This is a genomic window from Paenibacillus sp. MMO-177, from assembly GCF_037147795.1.
Lineage (GTDB): Bacteria > Bacillota > Bacilli > Paenibacillales > Paenibacillaceae > Pristimantibacillus.
Genome location: NZ_JBBCUR010000003.1, coordinates 345,496 through 368,642 on the forward strand (window position 1 = coordinate 345,496; position 23,147 = coordinate 368,642).

The 23,147-nt window shown below is 49.9% G+C and carries 26 protein-coding genes; 4 read left to right on the plus strand and 22 right to left on the minus strand.

All coding sequences use genetic code 11. From position 1 onward, the window contains the following. Nucleotides 1-52 precede the first annotated feature (52 nt). The 14 genes from WFK81_RS12700 to WFK81_RS12765 all read right to left on the minus strand — a co-directional run bounded on the left by WFK81_RS12700 (nucleotide 53) and on the right by WFK81_RS12765 (nucleotide 10,742). Nucleotides 53-232 (minus strand): capping complex subunit for YIEGIA, encoded by a 180-nt coding sequence (locus WFK81_RS12700; RefSeq protein ID WP_336786786.1) that lies wholly within the window; start codon nucleotides 230-232, stop codon nucleotides 53-55. Then, nucleotides 225-1,139: a YIEGIA family protein gene (locus WFK81_RS12705; protein WP_336786787.1), complete on the minus strand. Its 915-nt coding sequence runs from the start codon at nucleotides 1,137-1,139 to the stop codon at nucleotides 225-227. The genes WFK81_RS12700 and WFK81_RS12705 overlap by 8 nt, the downstream gene beginning before the upstream one ends. Then, nucleotides 1,136-1,780 (minus strand): YphA family membrane protein, encoded by a 645-nt coding sequence (locus tag WFK81_RS12710; RefSeq protein ID WP_336786788.1) that lies wholly within the window; start codon nucleotides 1,778-1,780, stop codon nucleotides 1,136-1,138. The genes WFK81_RS12705 and WFK81_RS12710 overlap by 4 nt, the downstream gene beginning before the upstream one ends. A gap of 138 nt (nucleotides 1,781-1,918) precedes the next feature. Next, entirely contained in the window at nucleotides 1,919-3,157 is a 1,239-nt protein-coding gene (gene rpsA / locus WFK81_RS12715; RefSeq protein WP_336786789.1) for a 30S ribosomal protein S1, read from the minus strand. Between the two features lie 78 nt (nucleotides 3,158-3,235). Then, on the minus strand, nucleotides 3,236-3,811 hold the full coding sequence (locus tag WFK81_RS12720; protein ID WP_336786790.1) for a lysophospholipid acyltransferase family protein: 576 nt from the start codon (nucleotides 3,809-3,811) through the stop codon (nucleotides 3,236-3,238). Between the two features lie 4 nt (nucleotides 3,812-3,815). After that, nucleotides 3,816-4,517 (minus strand): (d)CMP kinase, encoded by a 702-nt coding sequence (cmk, locus tag WFK81_RS12725; RefSeq protein WP_442956055.1) that lies wholly within the window; start codon nucleotides 4,515-4,517, stop codon nucleotides 3,816-3,818. 346 nt (nucleotides 4,518-4,863) lie between these two features. Next, the gene (locus WFK81_RS12730) at nucleotides 4,864-5,058 is read right to left on the minus strand and encodes a hypothetical protein (protein ID WP_336786791.1); all 195 of its coding nucleotides are present in this window, start codon (nucleotides 5,056-5,058) and stop codon (nucleotides 4,864-4,866) included. Between the two features lie 55 nt (nucleotides 5,059-5,113). Next, on the minus strand, nucleotides 5,114-5,767 hold the full coding sequence (locus WFK81_RS12735; protein ID WP_336786792.1) for a flagellar brake protein: 654 nt from the start codon (nucleotides 5,765-5,767) through the stop codon (nucleotides 5,114-5,116). A gap of 60 nt (nucleotides 5,768-5,827) precedes the next feature. Further along, on the minus strand, nucleotides 5,828-7,186 hold the full coding sequence (gene ypeB, locus WFK81_RS12740; RefSeq protein WP_336786793.1) for a germination protein YpeB: 1,359 nt from the start codon (nucleotides 7,184-7,186) through the stop codon (nucleotides 5,828-5,830). A 73-nt stretch (nucleotides 7,187-7,259) separates the two neighbouring features. Next, nucleotides 7,260-7,415 (minus strand): hypothetical protein, encoded by a 156-nt coding sequence (locus WFK81_RS12745; protein WP_336786794.1) that lies wholly within the window; start codon nucleotides 7,413-7,415, stop codon nucleotides 7,260-7,262. A gap of 52 nt (nucleotides 7,416-7,467) precedes the next feature. Then, the gene (prsW, locus tag WFK81_RS12750) at nucleotides 7,468-8,166 is read right to left on the minus strand and encodes a glutamic-type intramembrane protease PrsW (RefSeq protein WP_336786795.1); all 699 of its coding nucleotides are present in this window, start codon (nucleotides 8,164-8,166) and stop codon (nucleotides 7,468-7,470) included. A gap of 46 nt (nucleotides 8,167-8,212) precedes the next feature. Continuing rightward, nucleotides 8,213-9,457 carry a Glu/Leu/Phe/Val family dehydrogenase gene (locus WFK81_RS12755; RefSeq protein WP_336786796.1) on the minus strand — a complete coding sequence of 415 codons (1,245 nt, stop codon included), beginning with the start codon at nucleotides 9,455-9,457 and terminating at the stop codon, nucleotides 8,213-8,215. A 139-nt stretch (nucleotides 9,458-9,596) separates the two neighbouring features. Continuing rightward, nucleotides 9,597-10,211, minus strand: coding sequence for a genetic competence negative regulator (locus tag WFK81_RS12760; RefSeq protein WP_336786797.1), 615 nt, complete (start codon nucleotides 10,209-10,211; stop codon nucleotides 9,597-9,599). A 201-nt stretch (nucleotides 10,212-10,412) separates the two neighbouring features. Beyond that, the gene (locus tag WFK81_RS12765; protein WP_336786798.1) at nucleotides 10,413-10,742 is read right to left on the minus strand and encodes a hypothetical protein; all 330 of its coding nucleotides are present in this window, start codon (nucleotides 10,740-10,742) and stop codon (nucleotides 10,413-10,415) included. A gap of 164 nt (nucleotides 10,743-10,906) precedes the next feature. Between WFK81_RS12765 and WFK81_RS12770 the strand changes: the two genes are divergently transcribed. Then, nucleotides 10,907-11,764: a polysaccharide deacetylase family protein gene (locus WFK81_RS12770; protein WP_336786799.1), complete on the plus strand. Its 858-nt coding sequence runs from the start codon at nucleotides 10,907-10,909 to the stop codon at nucleotides 11,762-11,764. On the opposite strand, the gene WFK81_RS12775 is transcribed toward WFK81_RS12770, so the two are convergent. After that, nucleotides 11,754-11,987, minus strand: a complete 234-nt coding sequence (locus WFK81_RS12775; protein ID WP_336786800.1) for a hypothetical protein — start codon at nucleotides 11,985-11,987, stop codon at nucleotides 11,754-11,756. The two genes, WFK81_RS12770 and WFK81_RS12775, sit on opposite strands and share 11 nt — an antisense overlap. Further along, nucleotides 11,984-12,586, minus strand: a complete 603-nt coding sequence (locus WFK81_RS12780) for a CPBP family intramembrane glutamic endopeptidase (RefSeq protein ID WP_336786801.1) — start codon at nucleotides 12,584-12,586, stop codon at nucleotides 11,984-11,986. The genes WFK81_RS12775 and WFK81_RS12780 overlap by 4 nt, the downstream gene beginning before the upstream one ends. Before the next feature lie 133 nt (nucleotides 12,587-12,719). On the opposite strand from WFK81_RS12780, the gene WFK81_RS12785 reads away from it, so the two are divergent. Beyond that, on the plus strand, nucleotides 12,720-13,598 hold the full coding sequence (locus WFK81_RS12785) for a hypothetical protein (RefSeq protein ID WP_336786802.1): 879 nt from the start codon (nucleotides 12,720-12,722) through the stop codon (nucleotides 13,596-13,598). Between the two features lie 11 nt (nucleotides 13,599-13,609). Here WFK81_RS12785 and WFK81_RS12790 read toward each other — a convergent pair whose 3' ends face one another. Then, nucleotides 13,610-13,936, minus strand: coding sequence for a rhodanese-like domain-containing protein (locus WFK81_RS12790; protein WP_336786803.1), 327 nt, complete (start codon nucleotides 13,934-13,936; stop codon nucleotides 13,610-13,612). 389 nt (nucleotides 13,937-14,325) lie between these two features. Here WFK81_RS12790 and serA point away from each other — a divergent pair, with 389 nt between their 5' ends. Beyond that, a complete protein-coding gene (gene serA, locus WFK81_RS12795) occupies nucleotides 14,326-15,918 on the plus strand; it encodes a phosphoglycerate dehydrogenase (RefSeq protein ID WP_336786804.1) in 1,593 nt (530 codons plus the stop codon). 83 nt (nucleotides 15,919-16,001) lie between these two features. Here the strand turns inward: serA and WFK81_RS12800 are convergent, their stop codons facing one another. Next, nucleotides 16,002-17,339 carry an arsenic transporter gene (locus WFK81_RS12800; RefSeq protein WP_336786805.1) on the minus strand — a complete coding sequence of 446 codons (1,338 nt, stop codon included), beginning with the start codon at nucleotides 17,337-17,339 and terminating at the stop codon, nucleotides 16,002-16,004. A 213-nt stretch (nucleotides 17,340-17,552) separates the two neighbouring features. Between WFK81_RS12800 and WFK81_RS12805 the strand changes: the two genes are divergently transcribed. Then, on the plus strand, nucleotides 17,553-17,729 hold the full coding sequence (locus tag WFK81_RS12805) for a hypothetical protein (RefSeq protein ID WP_336786806.1): 177 nt from the start codon (nucleotides 17,553-17,555) through the stop codon (nucleotides 17,727-17,729). A gap of 265 nt (nucleotides 17,730-17,994) precedes the next feature. On the opposite strand, the gene WFK81_RS12810 is transcribed toward WFK81_RS12805, so the two are convergent. From WFK81_RS12810 to resB, 4 genes are read right to left on the minus strand one after another with little or no spacing between them, the layout of a single operon-like run. Beyond that, a complete protein-coding gene (locus tag WFK81_RS12810) occupies nucleotides 17,995-19,455 on the minus strand; it encodes an ATP-binding protein (protein WP_336786807.1) in 1,461 nt (486 codons plus the stop codon). Next, complete coding sequence (locus WFK81_RS12815) at nucleotides 19,455-20,171, minus strand: response regulator transcription factor (protein ID WP_336771817.1); 717 nt, start codon at nucleotides 20,169-20,171, stop codon at nucleotides 19,455-19,457. The genes WFK81_RS12810 and WFK81_RS12815 overlap by 1 nt, the downstream gene beginning before the upstream one ends. A gap of 39 nt (nucleotides 20,172-20,210) precedes the next feature. Continuing rightward, nucleotides 20,211-21,470, minus strand: a complete 1,260-nt coding sequence (ccsA, locus tag WFK81_RS12820; protein WP_336786808.1) for a cytochrome c biogenesis protein CcsA — start codon at nucleotides 21,468-21,470, stop codon at nucleotides 20,211-20,213. Beyond that, nucleotides 21,467-23,134 carry a cytochrome c biogenesis protein ResB gene (gene resB / locus WFK81_RS12825; protein WP_336786809.1) on the minus strand — a complete coding sequence of 556 codons (1,668 nt, stop codon included), beginning with the start codon at nucleotides 23,132-23,134 and terminating at the stop codon, nucleotides 21,467-21,469. The genes ccsA and resB overlap by 4 nt, the downstream gene beginning before the upstream one ends. Between the last annotated feature and the right edge of the window lie 13 nt (nucleotides 23,135-23,147).

Genomic DNA, 23,147 nt, shown 5'->3' on the forward strand with positions numbered 1-23,147 from the left:
TCACGACTATCATCATAGCAAAAAACAACGTTCTTGGCTAACTTTTCATCTTCTAATGATGGTTTACAATGATAATCGTGCCGTTTTTTAAGTCATGCGCGCTGGCATCCAATATTTTTTCAAGCAGAAAGGCGGTTTGCTGCATCGCTTTCTCATCCTGTTCAATAAAAATAGGCGCGCCGCCGCCAACCTTCTCATGCCTAGTAGCCACGACCGCAATAATCTTAGCCATTGTTTGGAGCCTCCTTATTGACGGAAGCTTCCGTAGGCATGCGCACGGCAGACTCCAGGATCGGCACCTTGTTAATAATCTGGAGTGCCTTGGACGTGTCTCTCTCCTGCGGCAGGAAAAATACGGCGAGCCGTCCATCCTTCATATCAAGCTTTGCCATCGGAATAAGCGCAGGCTCGCCGTCATCCCGGTAAACGCCAAGAATCGTGGACAGATCGTACAGGATTGCCTGTCTTTGTCCCAGATTGCCGATCGTTACTTTACCGTTCGGATTATAGGGAGTCAGGATAAAGCCCATTCCCCGCTCCTTGATGATCTCCTGATTCGACTGCAGGCCAACGTTCATAATGTAGATATCGCCGACGAACAGGTCCGGACCGTCTACGCGGACCTCCGCTCCTTCGGAGCGGCAAATGTGCGATATCGTCTTGCCCGATTTCAGGAACCGCACAAAGAGCAGAGACAGGATCCCGCCGGCAAAGCCTAAATAAACGTTCCACATAATCGAGAACAAGCTTGTCACCAGCGCCGTCATAATAACAAGATAGTTTCGTCCCTCAAACACCATGGCAATGCCTTCAATGTAAGTTGAGCCTCGGCTGACAAGTTCCAATTCGTCAATCTTGGTCAAGGTCTCCCTTTCCATCTTCCTTACATCGCGGAATTGCTGAGCGGCAAGAGACAAGAAGGTGATTGCCGTGTAGTCCTTGTTGTAAAGCGCAGGCACGGCAACTGCTCCAAGCGCAGCGGCAATAACGCCAAGGGAGATATGGATGATCCTTCCGTGGGGGTAAGTCGGATACTGCCTGTAATCGGTAGTCAGCATAAGAAGCCGTGATACAATGCCAAATACAATTCCGAGCAATACGCCTAACAGCATTTTGTGCTCAACGAGATAAGCATTCATTCGGGCGAGCTTCCTCCTTTATTCCGCCATGGGATGGCTATAAATCGTGCAAGGCCGGTGCGCACGACCAAGAACAGCAAGCTGATCAAACGCGCTGCGACAAAAGCAATCCATATGCTGTCCCACCATTGCAGCGAGCCGACGGATGCCTCATAGACGCCACGCTGCAGCAAGGCATGAACAAGCTCTGCTGCAGCGCCGGCATACAGCAGTACGGTTAATTGATGCTGTCCCTTCGACGAGAAAGCAGCTGCCAGCAACCCCGCAACAACCGGACCGTCAAGCAGCGGATCCAACCAGAAAAACACGGGATCAACGCTATACATCTTCCTGACGCTTCCCCAGATCATGCCGGCCAGCAGAGCGCAGATAAGTAGATATCCGCGCGAATCCCATACGAGCGGCCCGCGCATCGCAAGCAGACTGATAAGCATAAGCAGAATTGTGCCCGCAAAGACATGAATCTGAATGGACCCCAGCCGGAAGGTTTCTTGAATCGGCTGCAGGACCGCGCATACGGCCATAGCAATGAGTACCCATTTTTTGCGATTGACTGCCAATCCGACAAAATCCGACCAACCTGTTGTCATTAATATATAAACCATGAGCATAATCCAGATCGAAATATATCCGGCATTCACAAGAAAGATCACCTCTCGTTGACCTATTATGCTCCAAAAAAAAGGGGCTATTCCCGTTTTTGGCAATTCCGAAATAAAAAGAGGCTGTTCCCGATTAGAACTAACCAGGAACAGCCTCTGTATTACATCGATATTAAATTATTTCAATTTGCTCAGCTTGTCGCCGAAACGCTCAGCCAGCGAGTAGCTCATGCTGGAGCTGTTCAAGCTGACATTCGGGTTGTTGCCCAAATCTTCTGGCTTAACCTGAGGAGTACGCTCGCGTTGAGGTCTGCCCGCTTTAGGTGCTTGCTCAGCAGCAGCCGGCTGCTCAGGAGCTTCTTCCGTTTCTTTGATGCTCAGGCTTACGCGTTTTTCCGCTGGGTTGAAATCAAGCACTTTCGCTTGCACTTCTTGGCCTTCTTTCAGAACTTCGAAAGGAGTTGCAATGTGACGGTGAGCGATTTGCGAAATGTGCACAAGACCTTCAACGCCCGGAGCGATTTCAACAAATGCGCCGAAAGTAACAAGGCGGCGAACCGTACCGGTTACGATGTCGCCAACGTTGAATTGGCCGGCAGCGGATTCCCAAGGACCCGGTTGAGCTGCTTTGATGCTCAGGCTGATTTTGCCTGCTGCAGGATCAACTTTAAGTACTTTAACCGTAACTTTTTGGCCTTCCGATACAACATCCTTCGGATGAGCCACATGCTGCCAGGACAGCTCGGATACATGAACCAGACCGTCGATGCCGCCGATATCCACGAAAGCGCCAAACGGCGTCAAGCGTTGCACGGTACCTTCCAGCTGTGCGCCAACTTGCAAGCCGGCAATGACTTGTTGTTTGTTTTGCTCGAACTCAGCGTCCAGCACGTCTTTTGCCGACAGGATCACTTTGTTGTTCTCGCGGTCGATTTCTTTCACTTTAACGCGGAGCGTACGGCCTTTGTAATCGCTGAAATCTTCAACGAAATGACGCTCTACCATCGAAGCGGGAATGAAGCCGCGTACGCCAACGTCAGCCACAAGGCCGCCTTTTACAACGTCGGCAACAACTACTTCGAATACTTCTCCGCTTTCGAAACGGCTTTGCAGAACGTCCCAAGCGCGCTCGCCGTCGATCAGACGCTTCGACAGAACGAGCTTTTCTTTCTCGTCGTCGATGCTGACAACTTTCAGTTCAACCTCTTGGCCAACTTGAACGGCATCGTTTACGTTATCCAGTTGCACAGCGGAAAGCTCGCGAACCGGAATGACGCCGTCATATTTATATCCAAGGCTTACATAAGCTTGGTTATCATCGATTTTGATGATTGTACCCTTTACAGTATCGCCTTTTTTCAAGGACACAAAGTTGTCCATTGCTGCCTGGTCTTGAACATTGATTTCTTCTGACATGGAAATAACCTCCTCAATTCATACCCCAACTTTATTTAAATCCGCTTTCACGATGAAAAGCAGTATTTAAAACATCTGTTATTTATTCTTTTCAATCATCTCATAAATGCGAGACATAATGGCATCCGTAATGCGGTCCAGCTTATCCGGCGAGGATTCATTTATGATAGCAGAAATATCAACCGGTTTGCCGTAGAAAACTCTCATTTTACGGAAAAGCTTATAATGGCCCACTACCGCTACGGGAATAATTGCCGCGCCGCTGCGGTAAGCAATCATCGCTGCTCCCTTTTTGGCTGCGGTTCCGTCGCTATTGCGAGTGCCTTCCGGGAAAATCCCCATTACTTTGCCTTCGCCCAGCAGGTTAAGCGCGGAGCGGATCGCATCCTTGCCGACGCCCCGTTTGACGGGAAAGGCGCCCCAAGCCCTGATCAAAGGTCCGAATACCGGGATTTTGAACAGCTCTTCCTTGGCCATATAATGAACCTTGCGCGGCACCCTTATGCCGACAGCAGGCGGATCAAGCAAGCTGATGTGGTTCGAGCACAAGATAACGGATCCTTCCTTCGGAATATTCTCCAAGCCTCGGACTTCAAGGCGGAACAATAATCCGTAGAGGACATTAAACACAGCTCTAAAAATGCCGTATAACATTAGTTTACTTCGCCTCCGCCAATTTGGTTCGGCTTAATTTCACAATGGAAGCCGCAACTTCATCGATTGACATCGACGTGCTGTCAAGTACAATAGCATCCCTTGCGCAAATGAGCGGCGAAATCTCGCGCTGCTCATCCAAGCGGTCGCGTTCCGCAATTTCCCGTTCGAGCTGCTCCAAGGTAATCGACTGCGTTCCCGCAATCTCTTTGTAGCGACGCTGCGCACGTTCTTGCACGGATGCGGTGAGGAAAATTTTCAGTTCAGCGTCAGGCAGCACATGCGACCCGATATCCCGGCCGTCCATGACAACGCCTTTGCGCTCTGCCAATTGCCGCTGAAGCTTGCTAAGCAACTCTCTTACGGTTTCATTTGCTGCGATATGCGAGACGGCAAGCGTGACTTCCCTGGAACGGATCAGATCCGTTATATTCTCGCCATTCAAGAAGACGGCTTGACCTTTCTCGCCCGGCGCCAGCTTGATATCCAGCGTCCTGGCGTGCTCAGCCAGTCTTTTGTTGTCCAGCGGCTCAATTCCCGCCCTCTGGGCACTTAGTGTAACAGCCCGATACATCGCTCCCGTATCGATATAGATGTAATCTAGCTGTTCGGCAACCTTGCGTGCGACCGTGCTCTTGCCTGCACCGGCTGGACCGTCTATCGCTATGTTGATCCGGTCGCTGTCACCGTCTTGCTGCATCACCAACGTTCTACCTCCTCAAAAGAATTAACACGCAAGCAGCCCGCTTCAGGCTGTTCGCGTTTGATTCTTGCATCGATAGCCTAAGCCTAATCAAATGGCTGGCCGAATGCTGATGTTGATGCGGGCTTCCGCTTCTCAGGCAGGCATTAACGGCTTGGCCGGTTCAAAGGGCCGCAACCAATTGAATAATAACCGGGAATATGTATCATTTCCGGCGAATTCCAAGAAACATCTTGGAATTCAAGAAAAAAGCAGGCACCGCCTGCGATCGTGAAAATTATACCACACAATATACGCAGATGCAAAAACGGCAATTGCCCAAAAACGTTGTTCCTTCGGGCTAAAAGGGCTAGCGGTAGGCTTCGCCTTCCCAACGTTCGACGCTTGTCGCCCAATGCCGAACCGTGTCGTTTTGAAGCAAAATTTGGGCTAATACCACACCGATTATTAGTACGAAAGCAAACCTGACCAGCCGTTTCGATACGGCATCCATTTGCTTTTTCAGTTCCTCTTCGTCCTCCGCAATCCGCACTCCGGTTTCCATCCCTTTCCTGTTGTTTCCGGATAGGATGCGTATCTGGAGTCCATCTTATGCAGCCTTATCTACCGCGGAATTCCAGCTGTCTTTCGAAGCAGAATCTGATAATTTTTTGCCGCTCGCTGTCGCTGATGGCAATAAATTTGCTCATGACCTGCTTTCGTCCCGTTACGAGATCAACAACCCGTACAACCTCCGCCTTGAAGGAGGCGTGCTCCAGCGTACCGTTCTTGAAAGGAATCAGAAGCCAGCAATCCAATTCCATTCCCGGCTTAACCGGCCATTTGCCGTCGCATAGGAACGATATTCCGCCGCCGCCTACATCATCGGTCACAGTGACGAAACGGATATTGCCCGACAGGTTTACGGCGATCTCAAGATCTGCCGATACACGAAGGAAATGCCGGCGCTGTATTTTTGTAATCCGTTCAGGATCCGGCTTGCGGATCTTGATCAGCTTAACGACATCATCGCGGAAGCCAATGACATGCGAATCGAAATAATGCTTGATGCCGTCATCGGATACGTAGTAGACAGACAGCTCGTCCCCTAAATAAAGCCGTTTCATCCGGCCGGATTTTGTATTGAGCGGATTCTCGATGAGTAAACCATCTTCCAGCTCATCCGCAATTCTCGCTTTGTATTCGGCAGCTGCTTCTTCTTCATCAGCTGATGCGATCTCGAAAAACAACATTTGGTTTACTCTAGGCAACAATTGGCTCCCCTCCCATATTGGTGTTTATTATAACACGTCAATTTGAGGGGAGCCATATCGTTATTTGCCGGAACTTGTCCGTTTGTCGAACGGCGACAGCTCTTCGATCGATTCTTCGACACCGTTCTCCGCATTGATGTAAATCCGGTAATCGCTGCCGTTTACGCTGCCCGTATATTCATAGCATAATGTTTCCTCGCCCAATTCGTTCATGATCAGAGCCATCTGCTCATTTGTTACCTTGAATTCGGGGTTAAGCGCTTTGCGGGCTTCCGCTTTGGTCAGCTTTGCCTTCGGAATGCTGCGCTCATGATGCTCATACACGTAATCATTAGCCTGAAGACCTACCGCCTGGCCGTTATCCAGCGCTACCTTTACGGTCAGCTTCTCCGGATAGATTAGCACGCCGTTCTGCGTGCTGACAAAAGTGAAAGCGCCCGTATTTTCGAACATATTGTAGCTTACAGCCTTCATGCCTTTAAAACCATGCTCATCCAAGAACTTTTCCGCCGCAGCTTGGGCTGTGCCCTGATCGATCCTTTTCTCCCCAATATCCCGGGAATCCATAAACCAGATCAGCTTGCCGCCTCTTTGGGTATAGTCCATCTGCAGCTTCTGACCGGAATTCGGCTCGGTTACAGTGGCAGAGTAGGAAGAATACTCCGTGCCTTTACCGTTTTCCACCACGCGGATATCGCCCGGATTTCCGCCGAGGAACTCGATTACGTGCTTCTTCACGTCTTCCGCCGTAACCATGCTGCCGCTCAGCATATTGATGGAACGCTTTTGATACATGCTTGCGACCGAAGGACCCCAGTTAATCTCAGGGTACTCGCTAACTTTTTTGTCTACGGTCTTGAACCCGTCGATAATGGTATTGTCATTTGGCGAGTTCTGCTTCGCAAGAGCGACCTCTACGTCCATCCAACGCAGATGATCGTTCAGCACCTTCTCTTGCATTTTGTACAAATCCTTTGAGATATCCTCCGACTTGGCGTACAAGGTTTTCAGCGTCTTGAATTCGTCTTGGGACAACGGCTGCTTGGACAAGTCCCTTACGGAAGTTTTGTAGGCAAAATTGGAGATGCGCGACAAGAAATCTTCCGCTTCGTTGAACGGCAGCATTGTCAAAGGAAGCTGGTTGATTTCGTTTTGTGCCTGACTTGTCAGGCGCCATACGTTAACAAGCCCTTTGCGATGGTAGCTTTGGGAGGTGGAGTTGACCGCCAGCGTGTTGCCAAGCTGCTGGTGCAGCTGCTCGACATGGTACGTGAGATCGTGGAAAGCCCGCTGGTATTGGTTCTCGGCCTTTATAAGAATCGAGTTTTTCTCTTGGTGTTCTTGATAGCCCCAGTACACCGAGCCAATTAAGAAAAGCGTCATGATGGGGAACAACACCGCGCTTAGACGTTTATACATAACAAAAAAGCTCCTTTCTTCTGCAAAACCTAGCGTTAGTTTGCTTTGCAGAAGGGAGCTTTATGCATCAGTGTCAAATGCTGTGTTCTTCGATATCGAGATCGTTCGTGTTGTTGCAAATACATTGCTTGAAGCCGGTGTCGATCATTCCTTTTTCCCGTCTGCCGCGAAGCACGAATTTCTCGCCGCATACGTTGCACCGGATGGTTACCTTCACTCTTGGTTCCATTCCTTGCCTCCGTCAATTAACAAATTATTACTTACCATTATTGACGAAAGGCTTAAAGTTTAACCTCATCTTCACGGCTGATGAAGCGGAACGGAGAGCGGGAATTGGCACGGTTCATTTTGCGCAGTCCCCATACCCACAAGACCACCATAAACGGGATGATGACATAGATCCAGTTCGTCTTGAACGAAATCATGATGTAGTCGTACGTTCCGTGCAAAAGCAGCGGAAGACATAACGAAATCGCCAAGTAGATATTGCGCTTCGACGCTGTGGCAAACTTCGCTTTGCCGACGTAATATCCCATCATGACGCCAAACAACGCATGGCCGGAAACCGGCAGCAGCGCACGCATAAGCAGCGTTCCGAAGGTAGCCGGCGAATATATCGCGTACAGTACGTTCTCCAGCGTCGCAAAGCCAAGAGAGATCGAAGCCGCATAGACAATACCGTCATACGGCTCGTCGAACTCCGTGTGGTTGTAAATCATATGGTACAGCACGAACCATTTCAGAAATTCCTCGATGCCTGCCGACTCCACAAAAGAGAACAGCATGGGCTGGTGGTCGCCGAACCACAGCTGTAGCCCGCGCTGGATGACTACAATCGGAACGACAATGAGGACGCCGAGCAGAAACATGCGAACGACCATATGAATCGGCTCTGCATCATAACGGTCCTTCAGATACAAATACGTAAGCAGCGATATTCCCGGGGCCACCGCGGCAGTCAGCACAGAAAACAATAGCAATTCGATGTTTCACCTCCCAGGCATCCGGCGGCTGCGCAGCCGCCGGTTATACCCAGCCGCGATAACGCACCGCCTCTGCCATTTTGCGTACGCCTGCCATATAGGCGGCAAGCCGCATGTTCACATTTCTTGATTTATGAATCTCATATACTTGGTTAAAGCCGCGGATCATCATGACGCGCAGCCGGTCATCCACTTCTTGTTCATCCCAGTAAAAGCCCTGATTGTTCTGTACCCATTCGAAATAAGAGACGATAACCCCTCCGGCGCTTGCCAGAACATCCGGAACAAGAAGAATGCCCCGTTCGGTTAAAATCCTTGTCGCTTCGAGGGTCGTTGGCCCATTTGCCGCTTCAACAACGATGGTGGCCTTGATTCGCGGTGCGTTATCCTCCGTAATCTGATTCTCGATGGCTGCCGGAACAAGCACGTCGCATTCCAGCTCGAGAAGATCGCTGTTGGATATCGTCTTAGGGAATAGATTCGTTACATTGCCGAAGGAATCTCTCCTGTCGAGCAAGTAAGGAATATCTAATCCATCTTCATTATACAACGCTCCGTTCACATCGGATATACCAATTACGCGCGCGCCGGCCTCATGCATGAATTTGGCAAGGTAACTTCCGGCATTCCCGAAGCCCTGAATGACAATTCTCGCCTTATTCAGTTCAATTCCTTTGAGGGCAAGCGCCTCATGAATCATAATAACAACGCCGCGCGCCGTAGCCGTCTCGCGTCCTCTGGAGCCGCCGAGTACAATTGGCTTGCCCGTAATAAAGCCTGGGGAATCGAATTCCCTAATCCGGCTGTATTCGTCCAGCATCCAAGCCATAATTTGCGAATTGGTCATCACATCCGGAGCCGGGATATCCTTCGTCGGGCCGACGATCTGACTGACAGCGCGGACATAGCCGCGGCTCAGCCGTTCCAGCTCCCCAAAAGACATTTTTCTCGGATCGCAGATAACCCCGCCTTTTCCTCCGCCGTAAGGCAGATCGGCGATTCCGCATTTCAAGCTCATCCAGATGGATAACGCTTTTACCTCGTTTTCCGTTACGGCCGGATGGAAGCGGACCCCGCCCTTTGTTGGACCTACCGCATCGTTATGCTGCGCCCGGTAACCGGTAAATACCTTGGTCTTTCCGTCATCCATCTTAACGGGAATCCTTACGCTTAAGACGCGCATCGGTTCCTTCAAGAGTTCAATCATATCCTCTTTATAGCCAAGCTTCAATAGGGCTTCTTCAATAACGACCTGCGTTGATTTAAGTACATCGTTGTTATCCGCCATAATTTCAAGTTCACCCGCCTTTGTCTACTTGTAATATGAGCGTGTATACATCACGATATTCCAAAAGGGGGCCAGAACATGCAAGAAGAGCACCTGCAGACAATCCATTGTCTGCAGGTGCTCCACATTCATGTGCTGCTCAATTATAGAAATGAGTGCAAATTTCACGGACAGCTTGAGATGGCATAATAACCTTGCCGTACTCCTCCAGCATCGCGTAGGTAACGGAAGTCGCTTCTCCGTATTCGGCAAGCAAAGCGATAACCGCATTATGGCGCGCTGTCTCGATCAAAGCCGGCTCGAGGGCCAGGATCCATTTGCCGTTGTAGGAATACAAGCGTCCATCCTCCGTAAGCGAAGCTGCCTGGAGTTGTTTGCATACATTAATGACATCTTCAAAGTCCCGGAAGGAATACATTACGATATCGCTCTGCTCCATCGTAACTTCCATCTCGTATATTTCGTCTTCCGTGTCTTCATCATCGGTTGCCCGTTCATCGGATAGACCGTTCATCTTGCCACGGGTGACTATCACCACCATACCTTGGGCGGGGAGTGCAAACACTTCGACCGCAAGCGGTCCGCTGGCATCGAAACCAAGTTCACTGTATGCTTGTTCCATCATTTCGCTGAATAGATCGTGTACTTTGGGAATTTCGCGCCACATGTCCTCCTTCTGGATCCCACGCTCGAGCAGGTCGTCGAACGTCAGGAAAATCCGTATCTTGTCCTGACTAAGCCGTTCGATTTTCATGACAGGATCCCTCCTCTGCAGCATCTGTTGTAAACAGCGTATGAAATTATTAGCAAGATGTGATCAAAATGATCAAATCGTACTATGTAATTACTTTAACATGTCTGTCCCCGGATTGCACCTAAAATAGGCAAAAAAAGAATCGCTTGTGCAGCGCTTGGCTATAGGCGCGTACATCAACCGATTCTAAAAACAGCTTCATTAATGTGGCTTGAAAGACGATTCCGCCATGATCTGGCTCGCCTGCTCCTTAAGTCCGGGGTCGTTGTTGATTAGCTGCTCAACCTGCTCCCAGCCTCCTCCTTGCTTTCCGGCGGTATCGTCTGAATGCTTTGGGGCCATGTTGCCGGCCGCCATCGCTTTATTCATTCCTCGTCTCATCATCATCGATGCAGCACTTCTGCCAATGGATGAGCATGCGCTCGCAAGCGAACTGGATGCCCAAGCCGCCATTCCGGGTCTTTTGCGTGATACGTATACGGCTGCCGCTAGTCCTGCGACGGCGCCTAACATAAACCCGCCGATTCTCATGGCTTTCGTAACCTCCTTCGGGGAATAGTTGCACCATATAGGTTCTCCCTGATAGCCGGTGGCATCCTCCACAAATTAAGGAAAGCGAAATCAAGCATCGGCGCTTACCGTTATGGTAATATGGTCTTAGGCTATCCAACAATTGACAACAAGGCGGGAATACAATGACGAAAGCAACTATGAATACGATCTGTGCCGTTTTTGCCCTTACAGCCCTATTGACCTCCTGCAGCTCGCCGTCCAAACTGACCGTCGGTGGCGTAAACGCCCATCCATCCGCCGATGCGTCAGCCGTTCAATCGCCGGCAAGCCGTCAGACACCGTCAACATCCGAGGGCATATCGCCTACACCGGCTGAGCCAAGTCCCTCTCCTCAGGTCAAAGCAGTTCAGTACAAAATGACAAGCGTTTACCGGTTCGTGCCGATTGACCAAACGAATGCATCCAAAAAAGCGGTTTTGCTTACCTTTGACGATGCTCCGCATAATGAAGAAGTGATTAATAGCCTGCTCGATACTTTGGACAAGCACAAAGCAAAAGCGATTTTTTTCGTCAACGGCTATAGAGTGAAGCAGCATCCCGACTTGTTAAAGCTGATCCATGACCGCGGCCAGACGATCGGCAATCATTCTTGGGATCATATCGATCTAAAGAAAGAGGAGCCTGCCAAGGTGGAATCGCAAATAGCGGATGTTCAAGCCGAGGTTAAAGCTTTAATCGGCAAAGAGCCGGTATTTTTCCGGCCGCCTTACGGGTCCGGCGGAGATACGGTGAAGCAAGCGGCAAAAAACCACGGCATGCTGTTCATGACGTGGTCTAACGGTTCGCTGGATTGGGAGCAGAAAGCTCCCGGCGATCCGGACAAAGTGATCAGCAATGTGCTGAAGCAGCTTCATCCCGGCGCCAATATTCTGATGCATGAATTAAAATGGACGGCTGCCGCGCTCGACGGCCTGCTCACAAAGCTCGAGGAAAAGGGGTATTCCTTTATCGATCCCGAGACGATTATGATCAGTCCGTAAACCGGACGCCATACCAGAACAGCCCTGCCACCAAACAAACGAATAATAAAAATAGTACATTATAATACCATTTGGTCACTTTATATGAACTGGAAGGGTGTACTTTGCGTCTAGGCGGCAGCGCCTCTGCATTCGTGTCGGTCGCGGTGCCAGGCTGAACTGCCGCCTGTTCATGTTGTCTTCTTCCTCTTGAGCTACCGAATTTCTCCACTCTGCTCATCACTGCTCTGTTTGCTCCCTCCTAAATCGGATAATCAGCCCCATAATGAAATCAATGAGGAAATGCGCAACAATCGGCGCCCATAAAGTGCCGGATTGAATATAAATCCAGCCTAACCCATAACTGATGGAAAAGACAAGACCCGTTGGAATCCAATGTTTCAAATAACGGACATGAATGGCTGCGAAAATAATGCTTGTCCAATAAGGGCCAAAGGAATGCTGGACAGCCCCGCGGAACAACAGCTCTTCGCAAATGGCGACCACTAACGATATAACGGCAATATGCCATACCGGCCTGTTCTTGAAAATACGTTCATTAATACCGCCGTCATCGGTTGCCTCCTCGGGTACCCATCTGGAAATCAGCAGGTCAACCGCAATTACCGCCGCGCCTAATCCCAGTCCCCACCATAAAAAAGCAAGGCTATCCGGTAATTGTAACAATAGAAATGGATTGGAACGCTGAAATAATGCCCACACCAAACCGATAATAATAGTAATTGCTTGCGTAACGTAAAGATTTACGAGCAGCATGCGGTCGTCAATCTCATCAACGGATAGTTGACGAACGCGGATCTTACGGAGATCGAATTTTTTCATAGCTTCCCGCCTGTCTAAGAAGGTCATATTTCCTTTTATGATCATTTCACCTATACTGATAGGGCACAAACGACGGCATAATCTAATACATAGAAGGAGATTTGTGATGGAGAAACGTTTACCTCGTTCCGCAATGATATTTAGTTTGGGGTTTGTCTTTATGCTCGTCTGCGCGGTTGGCGCATTCTTCTACGGCGTAAAGCTCGGAACGTCCAAAACGGAAACCAAGTACGAAATGAAAGAATTGCAAGCTGCGGCGGTTCAAACAAGCAGCCCCTATCAGCAGCAGGATCTAGTCTCTTTTTATCATACCGTATTTTTGTCTTACCGTGAATTTCAATCCGAATGGGATGCCGCGATGGACGACTTCGCGAAAGGCCAAGGCGGCAGCGCCTCTTCTAAGCTAAAAGATTTAGCGGAGCTTGCCCGCTCGAAAAGCACCGTGGCTTCCTCCTTCGATATGCAGAAGTCCACGCTTCTCGGCGATGCCCAAACGAATTATATCAGAAGTCTGGAGCAATTCGAACAAGCATCCAAAGCAGCCGCTTCAAGCGCAAAATCGACCGGCGTCGCCAAGCTGCAGAGCAGCATCGAGCGATTAGGCTCTTACCAGCTTGCCGTCAAGCAAGCACTGGCCGCTCAACAGGCTTATTACGCGGCCATGATGAAATGGGGAGCAACCGTTGAACCTAACGTCCCTACTAATTATACAATGCCTAAGGTTATCGAAATCAAGACCTGGTCCAGCCTGCCGCTCGTCGTAAAAAACAAGCTGATGGCTGATCTGCTGGCCAAGCGCGAGCAGCTCACTGCCTTTTATCCGCAGGATCTGACAAGCCGCATCGACGATTTTATCGCTTCCGGCCAGCCCGCGAAGCTGAATTTGAAGTCGGTATCCGCAATTGCCGATCTTCTGATCGATACGGAAGCCGTCCGCAGCGGCGACTTCACGGAGAACCATTCGAAGCTCTACGGCAACGATCTTCTGCCTCAGTTACCGTTCTTCTCTTAGCTTAAACTTTACTAATCGTATTGAAACCCTTGTAATGAGGCTATTGCAGCCATTCCGCCGGCAACATTGTGGAGGTTGCTGTAGCCTTGTTCTTCTAAATAATTGCAAACGGCCGCACTGCGCACCCCATGCGCGCATACAATATATAACGGTTTGTCATCCGAAATGGTTCCGAGACTGTGGGGGATCGTATTCATGGGGATTAACCGGGTTGATTCCAAATGATAATATTCCCATTCAAAAGCTTCGCGCACGTCGATGATTTGCTCCGGTTCAATCTGTCCGTCCGCGAGCATCCGCAGCAGCAGCTCCGGATCCAATTCCTTCCACTCAATCAATGCCATTCTCTCCCCTGACCTGTTAATATCTCTTGTGATGCTTTGAATCATAACGAAAATTTCACATTTGATCAAGTTTATACATTGCATTTGTCCACCACCTTGCTATAAAATAAGAACGGTTGTCCATATCGGTTTAATCACGTTTCTTATTGATATAAAGCGTGCATTTTTTCACACATCGGAGACAACGGCTGCCCTTTACGATTGCCCGCAATTAAGACGAACCTCTCGTCCGGCTCGCTCTCGTTACTGTGCCGGGACGAGGTTTTTTGTTTTAGCAACAATCTATCAGAATACAAATGGACGTGAAGTGCCGACATATCGGGCAGACCCCTGTTTGCTCCATATGTCGGCACTTCACAAAAATTTTAGGAGGCAATCTACATATGTTTAAAGTGTTAGTATCGGATCCCATCAGTGATCTGGGCATTCAACAGCTTGTAGACGCAGAAGATGTAGCAGTCGACAAAAAGCCTGGACTTAGCGAAGATGAATTGGTGAGCATTATCGGCGAATACGACGCCCTGCTCGTGCGCAGCCAAACACGCGTAACCCCGCGTATTATGGAAGCAGGCAAGCAGCTTAAAGTTGTAGGCCGCGCAGGCGTAGGCGTAGACAATATCGACCTGGAAGCAGCAACGCAGCGCGGTATTATCGTTATCAATGCGCCGGACGGCAATACGATTACAACCTGTGAGCATACTTTTGCCATGATGATGGCGGTTGCCCGTCACATCCCGCAAGCCTACCTAAAAACAGTTGGCGGCATTTGGGATCGTAAATCGTTCCTCGGCGTTGAGCTTCGCAACAAAACTCTTGGCGTTCTTGGCATGGGACGTATCGGCAGCGAAGTCGCGAAACGCGCAAAAGCGTTTGGCATGGATATTATGGGTTACGACCCGTTCATGACGGAAGAGCGTGCAGAAAAGCTTGGCGTTAAGCTGGCTACTGTTGACGAAATCGTTCGTAACGCGGACTTCATGACGGTTCATACTCCGCTTACTCCGGAAACCCGCCACATGATCGGCAAGAAGCAATTCGAAGTTATGAAGCCTGGCATGCGCATTATCAACTGCGCACGCGGCGGAATTATCGACGAGCTTGCCCTTGTTGAAGCGATCGATGCGGGCATCGTGGCCGGCGCGGCATTTGACGTATTTGAAGTGGAGCCGCCGGCTGAGGATCATCCTTTCCTGAAGCATCCTAAAATTATCGTAACTCCGCATCTTGGCGCTTCCACTGTAGAAGCTCAAGAGAACGTTGCAATCGACGTATCGGAGCAAGTTCTGCATATCCTGCGCAACGAGCCGTTCAGCAATGCGGTTAACATGCCTCCTATCCCGGCTAACCTGCAAAGCAAGCTGCAGCCCTATTACTCGCTGGGCGAGAAACTCGGCAGCCTGGTTGCGCAAATTACGGAAGGCGCCGTACAGGAAATTACGGTACGTTACTCCGGCGAGCTTGCAGAGGTTGATACTCAGCCGCTGACTCGTTATATTGTAAAAGGCGTGCTCTCGCATCACCTTGGTTCCGACCAAGTTAACGTCGTTAACTCGATGCACCTCGCCAAAGTTCGCGACGTAAACATCGTACAGCAAAAATCCCAGGCTTCCAAAGACTTTACGAACCTGGTAACGGTATCGCTCCGCACGAAACAAGAAGAGCGTATCGTAGCTGGCACGCTGCTTACCGGTTATGGCGAGCGCGTTGTTCAAATCGACAAATTCCCGGTTGACGTTACGCCGGAAGGCAACCTGATCCTGATCTCGCATAACGACAAACCTGGCATCATCGGCCGCGTTGGTACGCTTCTTGGCAACAACGACGTGAACATCGCTACGATGCAAGTAGGACGTCAGCTGGTTGGCGGTTCCGCGATCATGGTTCTGACAGTTGATAAAAACGCAGGCAAGGACATCCTTGAGCAATTGACCAGCCTGCCTGACCTGAATACTGCCAAAGAAATTACATTGTTCTAATAGAAAAAAGCCGGATATCAAGCTGCACGCAGCTGGTGTCCGGCTTTTTTTTCAATAGCAACCGAGTCCTTTGGCCCAACCCGTCAGAACAACCATGATACCCAGTAGCTTAACAAAATTAACGTGACGATGACGGTAATCGGTATAACGATTATCGTAACCTTCAAATACTGGCCCCAGCTTATTTTTACGCCGCCTCTTCTAAGGATGTGCATCCACATAATCGTGGCTAGCGTACCTATCGGAAGCAGAAGCGATCCCATATCGCTGCCGATCACGCTTGCAAGATAAGAAATCTTCAGCGTAATCGGATCAAGTCCCATATTCGTTAACGTCAATGTTCCTACCATTAATGCCGGGTGATTGTTGAACAAGTTCGACAAGATAGTCAGCAGCCCCCCCATCAGGACGCTGGCGTGCAGCAGACTGCCAGCGATAAGCGGCTGCAAGAAATGAATAAGCCATTCCGTAAGCCCAAGATTTCGCAGGCCATAGATGATGACATACATAGCAAATGCAAACACGAGTATATACCATGGGGTCTTTTTTATCATATCTACAGGAGGAATTTTCAAATAGATCCATCGCCAAGCGAGCAAAAAAGCGGACCCGATAACCGCCATTAAAGACACTGGGAAATGAATATAAGAAGCAACAAAGAGGCTTGCGCGCACGCAAAAAACGAATATCAGCACATTGCGCATGAATTTCGTGCTTCTCACTGCTACTTCTTTGGATTCACCTTTAAGAGGATGACCGCCGGGTTTTAAGCCCCACGGCGCGACTGGAGGCAGTTTTTTCGGAAGGGTGCGATAAAAAAGGAAAAAGAGGAGAACAGACAGTAGTGCGAGGCCAAGCGAAGCCGGAACAAACATCATGGCTGTGTGCATATAGAGGTCCATATGGACGATTTTAAGCGCAATTAAATTGACAATATTGCTGACTCCAATCGGAGCGCTGGACGCTGTCGCGATAAGCGCACCCGAAATCAAATAAGGAATTTTTTGATGGTTTTTGAGGCCCATGCTTTTCAGCAGCATTAATAAAATGGGAGTCGTAATCAGAATACTGCCGTCATTGTTGACGAATAAAGTCATTAGAAAACAAAATAGGTTCGTCAGCCAAAATAATCGGATACCCGACCCCTTTGCTTTCCGAACCAAAAGCTCGGCCGCCCATTGAAAAAAACCAAAGCTCTCCAACACAATAGCCATTACTATAGTAGCCATAATCGTTATCGCTGCTCCGCTGATCGTTTCCGTGATTTCAACCAGGTTGGAAAGGGATACGGTTCCGGTTAACAATACGATGATAGCGCCAACGGATGCCGGTATGGCTTCATTGATATTGGGTTTCCAGAATATAAAGCCAATCGTAAGGAAGAAGGTGCAAATGGTAATGATCGTCATTAAATCATTCATGCTCTAACCTCTCTTCATGCTCAACTCACTCATTTCACTATTAATCTAGAAAACTAGCGTTCCTTGCTTTCATAGATTCACTCCTTTCATTCAAATGGTGATAAGTAACGATATACTGTATTTATATGTACAAGGCAAATAGCTCGTACTGGACTATCACCCCAACTCTATGAAAACCATCTTCTATCTGTCATTGATAGATATCCCTTAATGATGTTTACCGGGTATCCCCGCTTTGCTTTTGCTTTTGCTTTTGCTTTTGCTTTTGCTTTTGCTTTTGCTTTTGCTTTTGCTCTTGCTCTTCCCCCGCCACACCACCTCATGGTGTGGCGTTTGTCTTTTCGCGGCCAGCGCGAAGCGCGCACGGCCGAGGGGCTCGCGAGGGGTTAGGGGGAACGCTCCTTTCGGAGCGCAGCGTCCGCCTTTGTCGTGTCCATTGCCTACACCAGCCCAATTACAATCCGTGGCAATGGACCGACAACAGCGGCCAAAGGAGCGTTCCCCCGTTCCCCGAGCCGTCAAGCCCCTCCTCCTCCCGCCGCAGCGATAAGCAGACTGACGCGAAACAACAAAAACCACATCATGTTCCACGAACAACAAGATTAATCCCCCTAATTCAACAAAAAAACGCTCCCCGAAGGGAGCGTATTGACATCTATTGATTGGATTCGACAGGCAGCAGCAAGGTGAATGTCGTGCCTTTACCAAGGACGCTGTCGACCTCAATGCGGCCGTTATGCTGCGTAATAATGTTTTTTACGATGGCAAGTCCAAGGCCTGTGCCGCCCGAAGCACCGCGTTTGCGGGCCTTGTCGGCTTTGTAGAACCGTTCGAAGATATAAGGTACATCCTCGCTTGGAATACCTTGTCCTTCATCCGCCACAATCAGCTTCACGAACTGATGATTGTTGATTGCAGCCAGTTGACCTGCGATCTTAATGGATTTCCCTGCCGGCGTATGGCGAAGCGCATTGTCCATCAAATTTGTCAGAACCTGCTCGATGCGGTCTTCGTCCGCTTCGCGTACGGCAAGCGGTGTCTCCGGCAGATCGGCAAGCAAGCTGACATCGCGCTCCTTCGCGTAGACCTGGAACTTCCGGTGTACCCGGCGGATGACATTGCGCAGATCGAATTCCTGCAGGCTAAGCTCAACATGACCGGCTTCCATCCGGGCCATGTCGAGGAAGTCATTGACCAGCCTGCCCATTCGAAGGGATTCATCATAGATGACCTGGACAAGCTCTTTCCTCTCTTCCGGCGAAGCAACGATATCATCGAGCAGCGCTTCGCTGTAGCCTTGCAGCATGGAGAGCGGTGTCCGAATTTCGTGCGAGACATTCGCGACGAAATCCCTGCGCAGCTTCTCAAGCTTATGCTCCTCCGTTACATTCCGGATAACGGCAACTGCACCTCGGACAACTCCGTCATTTTGCAGCGGAGCCATCACGACAGACCATACGTTGTTAAGAACTTGTACTTTATTGGTACAATCGCGTCCGGACTGCATCACGCGCTCAAACGTATCTCGCAGAGGACCGGGCACGCTGTGAAACGGAGGTGCTTCCTCCTCTTCCCAATCGATGTCCATCTCCAGATCAGACCACCGGCTTACCAGCATATGACCCGGCGGGTTTGTCAGAATGACCTCCCCATCGGCGTCAAACGTAATCACCGAATCCCCCATACTCCGCAATATGCTGGACAGATGCTCTTTTTCGTGATTCAAGTCATCAATCAGCGTGCCTAACTGCTCGGTCATATGGTTGAACGTCTTGGCCAGATCCCCAATCTCATCCGAGGAACGGATTTGCACCCGTGTCTTATAATTGCCTCCGGCGATTGAATCGGCCGCTCTCTTCAACTGAAGCAAGGGCTGTTGAATCCTTGACGACAAGAAGAAAGCAAAGAATGTGGATAGCAGGAAGCCCAGAATCGCAACAACGATAAACAATACTTTAATCTGATGCTGAGAATCTTTAAACGCAATATCGATATATTGGAGCAGGAACGTCCCGAGAATAACGAGGACAAGGGCGACGAGAAACATAATCGTCCACCACAGCTTCCCGACCACCGTATGCAGGGCGAAATGCCCCCAGCGCTTCAGCAGCCTCATTACTTCGGCACCTCGAGCTTATAACCGACGCCCCATACCGTCGTAATCATCGATGCCGCGTCGGGCGATACTTTGTTCAGCTTCTCGCGAAGCCGTTTCACATGCGTATCTACGGTCCGAAGGTCGCCAAAGAACTCATAATTCCAGACATCCTTCAGCAGCTCTTCCCGCGAAAACACTTTGTCCGGCGATACGGCCAGATAATGAAGCAGCTCGTATTCCTTCGGCGTCAGACTGACTTCTTGTCCGCCGGCCGATACGCGATGCGCATCATGCTCGATAACCAGATGCGGGAATACGATGTTGTTGCTCGAATTCACTTCTTTAGTCAAAAAAGCCGTAGCGGACGAGCGGCGCAAAATCGCCTTCACCCGGTAGATAACCTCGCGGGGACTAAACGGCTTCACGACATAGTCGTCAGCGCCAACCTCAAATCCCTGCACCCGGTTCATCTCTTCGCCTTTGGCCGTCAGCATAATAACCGGCGTTGCTTTTACTTGCCGCAAACGGGAGCACACCTCCACGCCGTCAATGCCCGGAAGCATGACATCGAGCAGAATAAGCGCATAATCGGTTACGGTAGCGAGCCGAAGTGCCGACTCGCCGTCTTCCGCTTCATCGATTAAATAGCCTTCCTTCTCCAAATACATTTTCAGCAAACGACGAATCCGTTCCTCGTCGTCTACCACAAGAATACGGCTTGCATAGTCGGACATGCGGTGCTGCTCCTTTCAAAACAAATTTCATAAGAATTATTATACGCCTGCGTAGGAGTGTAAACCAGCGATGACCAAATTAACCCCAACCAGGGTAAACAGAATAACGACAAAGCCGATAACCGCCAGCCAAGAAGAACGTTTGCCCTGCCAGCCGCGCGATAAACGGAAATGCAAATAAGCACTGTAGTACAGCCAGGAAATAAGCGCCCACACTTCCTTCGGATCCCAGCCCCAGAAGCGCCCCCAGGCGATATTCGCCCAAATCATCGCAAAGATAAGCGCGCCTAGCGTAAAGACGGGGAAACCGATTGCGATAGCCCGATAGCTGATTTCATCGAGGTCATCCGGGTCAATATCTTCCATAAGCGGATGAATAACGGCTCCGATCCGTTTGCGGAACAAGAGACGGATAAGAGCGTAAAGAATCGAGCCTGCGATCACCGACCAGATAACCGTATTAAGCTTGCGTCCGGCGTTCACGCCGTTCATCCAGCTTGGCGCTTCGAACAGCGGCTTGTCCATGCCAAGGAAAGATTCCATATGCTCAGCCTTGCTGTTGTAAGGCTTCACGATTGGCGGCAGTGTATATTCCGCTTTGTCCGTCGAGGAATGATCCACGCCTTTGCTGTCGATCGTGACGTTCTCTTGCGTAAAGGTAGCCTGGTACCCTACCCCTCTGAAAATAAATACAATCGCGATGAATCCGATAACAAGGACAATCGTATATAAAGAGAATTCTACCCAAAACTGATCCCGTTTAGCTTCCTTCGTGGTTTGCTTAAAGTCCACCACGCGAAGCAGATACATCAGGCCGGCCGCAAAGCCTACGGCGAAAAAGGCTTCCCCAAGCGCTGCGGTCGTTACGTGCACTTTCAGCCAGATCGAGCTTAACGCCGGAATAAGCGGCTGTACTTCCTGCGGGAATACAGAAGCATAAGCAACAACCAGGACGACAAGCGGCAAGGCGAACATCCCTAGCAGCGGCTTGCGGTAGATGGCATATACGATTGTAAACGCGATCATAATAGCCATGCCGAGGAAAGTAATAAACTCGTACATATTGCTTGTCGGAATTTGGCCGCTTCCGATCCAGCGAGTGAAGAAGAAGGTCAGATGAGCGATAAGACCAAGCGTCGAAGTGACGAATGAGATTCGCGACCAGCGTTGTTCATGCTTTTTCGGATCACGATTGCTCCATTTTTTTCCTGCAATCGTTACCACATAGAAGAGGAATGCAAAGCAATATAGGAAAAAGGCGGCGATAAAGGCATCGCTGCTGAAATCGACATAACTCACGCGTTATTCCCTCCGTTATCGAGCGACTTTGGATCTACGTCAATTCCGGACTTCCGGAGCGCGTAAGCCACGTCTGCCCGCATGCCGTACCAGTTTTTGTTTGTATGCGCGCCAAGCGACAGCTTGCCGTCGTCAATTCGCAGCCAGATCCGACGATGCTGCCAATAGGAGCCAAGCAGCAGGCCAAGCATCGAAATTGCAGCGCCATACCAGACATAAGTCAAAGCTTTATCCTTGCGAACGTTCAAATAGGTAGAGGCTTCGGCAAAATGCACGTTTTCCATGCCGTTAACTTTAATCTCCAGCTTGTCCGCAATCGATGCATTAAGCTTGTCCTGATCAAACTTTTCTTTATCCTTTTGCATCGGGAAATAAATATAAGGCTGGCCTTTCTCCGGCAAGCCGGGACCCGTAATCAAGAAGATGAAGGCAGGCGCGTTTGGATCGCGGCTGAGCGTGACGGGCTCACCGTCTTCTCCAATCCCGAACTCCATATAATTGGCAGCCAGCTTCATTTTATAAGGCCCAAGCGTGTAATCCAGCGGCGCATCCTTCATCGGCAGCTCAAACGGCCCGTAGGATTGCCCCGTTTCCTTGTTCATAAGAACAGGACTAACGCTCTTCAGCTTTGGCGTTACGTCATAGTCGAATTGATACAGCTTCAGCCCGTCGTATTTGAGCGGATGGTTGACCAGAATATCCTGCTCCTTCACCTGCTTCAGAACAGGTTCTCCCGCTGCATTGTCTCCGCAATTGTCCGTGCACTTGTATAATACAGCCTTTGTCTCATAACGCTTCGCCCGGATCGTTCCTTTAAGCTCAGGCGGAAGCTCCTCATCCTTGTAATACTCGACGGAGAATTTTTCGTTCTTAACGAAATAGTTCGTCCCATCGATCTGAACCGTGTCTCCGTCCGGAATGCTTACATAGCTGTCCATCTGCCAGCCGGGAAGACTTCGGGCAAGGATAGCCAGCAAGAACAAGATCAGGCCGATGTGATTAATATAAGGACCCCAGCGGCTGAAACGGTTCTTCTCGGCTAGCATGGCCGTACCGTCCGTATGTATCTTGTAATGTTTTTTCTGCAAATGCGCCGAGAACTGCTTGACCCATTCTTCCGCGTCACCTTCAACCTGACCGTTGTAAACCGCCTTTTGTCTGGTAATAAACCGAAGGTGCTTGCGGATTTGCTGCTTGCTTAAAGCTCTGTACAACGGCAGCACGCGGTCTAGACTGCAGATAACCAATGACGTGCCGATCATAACCAGCAGCGTAATAAACCACCATGAATCGTATGTATGGGACAAGCCTAGCTTATAATAAATCTTGCCGGGCAGCCCATAGGTTTCTTCGTAATACACGGAAGGCTTGAAGTTGTTCAGGAAGGAGCCTTCCTGCGGGTATATCGTACCCAGCATAGCCGTTACCAGCGTAATTACGATTAAGTAAACGGCGATTTTGACGGACGAGAAGAAGTTCCAGATCTTATCTATCGGATTCGGATTGCTCTTCTGCGACCGGCGCGCGACACCGTCGTAGCGCATCTCAAGAGGGGCATCGCTCTCGGCGTCTTCCATAAGCGGCTTGCCGCAGCTCTCGCACAAGACCGTTCCAACCGCGTTCTGATGTCCGCATTCGCATTTCGTGTTATGTAACGATAACACCGTGAAACCTCCT

Bases quoted from the DNA above. Each gene is read 5' to 3' on its own strand.
- WFK81_RS12760 (WP_336786797.1), bottom strand. From the start codon at position 10,211: ATGAAAATCGAACGGCTTAGTCAGGACAAGATACGGATTTTCCTGACG.
- ypeB (WP_336786793.1), bottom strand. From the start codon at position 7,186: ATGTATAAACGTCTAAGCGCGGTGTTGTTCCCCATCATGACGCTTTTC.
- WFK81_RS12805 (WP_336786806.1), top strand. From the start codon at position 17,553: ATGTTTACCGGGTATCCCCGCTTTGCTTTTGCTTTTGCTTTTGCTTTT.
- WFK81_RS12800 (WP_336786805.1), bottom strand. From the start codon at position 17,339: ATGAATGATTTAATGACGATCATTACCATTTGCACCTTCTTCCTTACG.
- WFK81_RS12765 (WP_336786798.1), bottom strand. From the start codon at position 10,742: ATGAGAATCGGCGGGTTTATGTTAGGCGCCGTCGCAGGACTAGCGGCA.
- serA (WP_336786804.1), top strand. From the start codon at position 14,326: ATGTTTAAAGTGTTAGTATCGGATCCCATCAGTGATCTGGGCATTCAA.
- WFK81_RS12700 (WP_336786786.1), bottom strand. From the start codon at position 232: ATGGCTAAGATTATTGCGGTCGTGGCTACTAGGCATGAGAAGGTTGGC.
- WFK81_RS12815 (WP_336771817.1), bottom strand. From the start codon at position 20,171: ATGTCCGACTATGCAAGCCGTATTCTTGTGGTAGACGACGAGGAACGG.
- WFK81_RS12810 (WP_336786807.1), bottom strand. From the start codon at position 19,455: ATGAGGCTGCTGAAGCGCTGGGGGCATTTCGCCCTGCATACGGTGGTC.
- WFK81_RS12730 (WP_336786791.1), bottom strand. From the start codon at position 5,058: ATGGAAACCGGAGTGCGGATTGCGGAGGACGAAGAGGAACTGAAAAAG.
- WFK81_RS12770 (WP_336786799.1), top strand. From the start codon at position 10,907: ATGACGAAAGCAACTATGAATACGATCTGTGCCGTTTTTGCCCTTACA.
- WFK81_RS12745 (WP_336786794.1), bottom strand. From the start codon at position 7,415: ATGGAACCAAGAGTGAAGGTAACCATCCGGTGCAACGTATGCGGCGAG.
- rpsA (WP_336786789.1), bottom strand. From the start codon at position 3,157: ATGTCAGAAGAAATCAATGTTCAAGACCAGGCAGCAATGGACAACTTT.
- WFK81_RS12705 (WP_336786787.1), bottom strand. From the start codon at position 1,139: ATGAATGCTTATCTCGTTGAGCACAAAATGCTGTTAGGCGTATTGCTC.
- WFK81_RS12785 (WP_336786802.1), top strand. From the start codon at position 12,720: ATGATATTTAGTTTGGGGTTTGTCTTTATGCTCGTCTGCGCGGTTGGC.
- WFK81_RS12720 (WP_336786790.1), bottom strand. From the start codon at position 3,811: ATGTTATACGGCATTTTTAGAGCTGTGTTTAATGTCCTCTACGGATTA.
- WFK81_RS12780 (WP_336786801.1), bottom strand. From the start codon at position 12,586: ATGAAAAAATTCGATCTCCGTAAGATCCGCGTTCGTCAACTATCCGTT.
- WFK81_RS12755 (WP_336786796.1), bottom strand. From the start codon at position 9,457: ATGGCGGATAACAACGATGTACTTAAATCAACGCAGGTCGTTATTGAA.